At 74.7% G+C, this 1,148-nt stretch carries 1 protein-coding gene; it reads left to right on the top strand.

What is annotated here, in order from left to right; genetic code table 11:
• A partial coding sequence (locus AB0C29_RS49650) for a lamin tail domain-containing protein (protein WP_360835526.1) occupies positions 1 to 903 on the top strand: 903 nt, incomplete at its 5' end.
• Between the last annotated feature and the right edge of the window lie 245 nt (positions 904 to 1,148).

Raw genomic sequence — 1,148 nt, forward strand, 5'->3', positions numbered from 1 at the left:
GCCGCGACGACGCCGTGCCTGCCGAGCGCGCCGAGCCCCACGTGCCTGGTCTGGACCGGCAAAGTCGTACGCGTCAACGACGGCGACACCCTGTCGGTGGACGTGGCCGGCGACGGCACCACCGCACCGCGCTCGATCCGCCTCATCAACGCGCAGGCGATGGAACAGACCGTCTACTCCTCCGTGGTGCAGCGCCGCCGCGGTGAGTGCCACAGCCTCGCCGCCACCGCCCGCCTGGAGCAGCTGGTGAAGGCCGGCGGGGGAGTGGTCCGCCTGACCGCCCAGCAGGCGTCCAGCAGCAGCCGGTCCCGCCCGCTGCGCAGCGTCGCCGTACGGATCAACGGCAGCTGGCACGACGTCGGCCTGGACCTGATGCGCCGCGGACTGGCGCTGTGGCAGCCGTTCGGCGCCGAGTGGGCCTGGAACTCGCGCTACCGGCTGGCCCAGGCCCAGGCGGCCCGCGACGGCGTCAACCTCTTCGACACCGACGCGTGCGGGAGCGGACCGGCCCAGACCAGCCCGCTCAGCGTGGTGGTCAACTACGACGCCGACGGCGCCGACGACCGCAACCTCAACGGCGAATGGGTCCGGGTGGAGAACGGGTCGGCCGCGCCGGTCCCGGTCGCGGGCTGGTGGGTGCGCGACTCGGCCCTGCGCCGCTACACCTTCCCGGCGGGCACGGTCCTGCCCGCGCGGGGCGCGGTCTACGTCCACGTCGGATCCGGTACGCCCACAGCGACGCACAAGTACTGGGGCCAGACCGCCCCCGTCTTCGACAACCCGACCTTCGACCAGCAGGCCCACGGCGACGGCGCCTACCTCTTCGACCCGCGCGGCGACCTGCGGGCGTGGATGCAGTACCCGTGCGTGCTGTCCTGCCCCGCGACACCGACCCGCCGCTGACCGCCCGGCCGCCCGGCCCGCTCGCCCTTCCGGGCCGCTCGGTCTGCCGGGCCGCTCGGTCTGCCGGGCCGCTGGTCAGCGGCGTTCGAAGAGGACCAGGTTGGCCTTGGTGGCGCGCCAGACGCCCGCCGCCTTGTATCGGCTGGTGAGCACCGGACCGAGAGGGCCGGCGCCCGACAGCGGAGCCTCGGCGGTCAGTTGCCGGCCGGCCGGTTGCCAGCGGAACAGCCACACCCGCCGCGCCG

The sequence above is a fragment of the Actinoplanes sp. NPDC048791 genome, assembly GCF_040650095.1.
GTDB lineage: Bacteria > Actinomycetota > Actinomycetes > Mycobacteriales > Micromonosporaceae > Actinoplanes.